This is a genomic window from Nonomuraea sp. SYSU D8015, from assembly GCF_008065375.1.
GTDB lineage: Bacteria > Actinomycetota > Actinomycetes > Streptosporangiales > Streptosporangiaceae > Nonomuraea.
The window spans coordinates 1-460 of sequence record NZ_MU084033.1 but is presented as its reverse complement, the minus strand read 5'-3'; the positions used below and the strand labels follow the sequence as shown (position 1 = coordinate 460).

The window sequence follows — 460 nt, the reverse complement described above, 5'->3', positions numbered from 1 at the left end:
CGGCTTCCACCCGATGACGGTCTTCGCCGACCACGGCCCCGGCGGGTCCGGCGAACCCCTGGCCATCGTGCTGCGGCCGGGCAACGCCGGCTCCAACACCGCCACCGACCACATCGAAGCCACCCGCCTCGCCCTGGCCCAGCTCCCCAAGCACCGCCGACGCCAGGTGCTGATTCGCACCGACTCCGGCGGCGGCACCCACGAGTTCCTGGCCTGGCTCACCAAACCAGGCCGGCGGCTGTCGTACTCGATCGGGTTCACCCTGACCGAGGAGATCCAGCAGGCCGTGCTGCGCCTGCCGAAGACCGCGTGGACGCCCGCCTACGATGCCGACCGTCAGGTACGGCCCGGCGCCTGGGCGGCCGAGCTGACCGGCCTGCTGGAGTTGTCCGGCTGGCCCAAAGGCATGCGGGTCATCGCCCGCAAGGAGCGCCCGCACCCCGGCGCCCAGTTGCGTTTC

1 protein-coding gene is annotated in these 460 nt (G+C 72.4%); it reads left to right on the top strand.

What is annotated here, in order from left to right; all coding sequences use genetic code 11:
• Nucleotides 1-460: transposase (locus ID574_RS00990; protein ID WP_223166254.1), on the top strand; the 460-nt coding region annotated here is incomplete at both ends.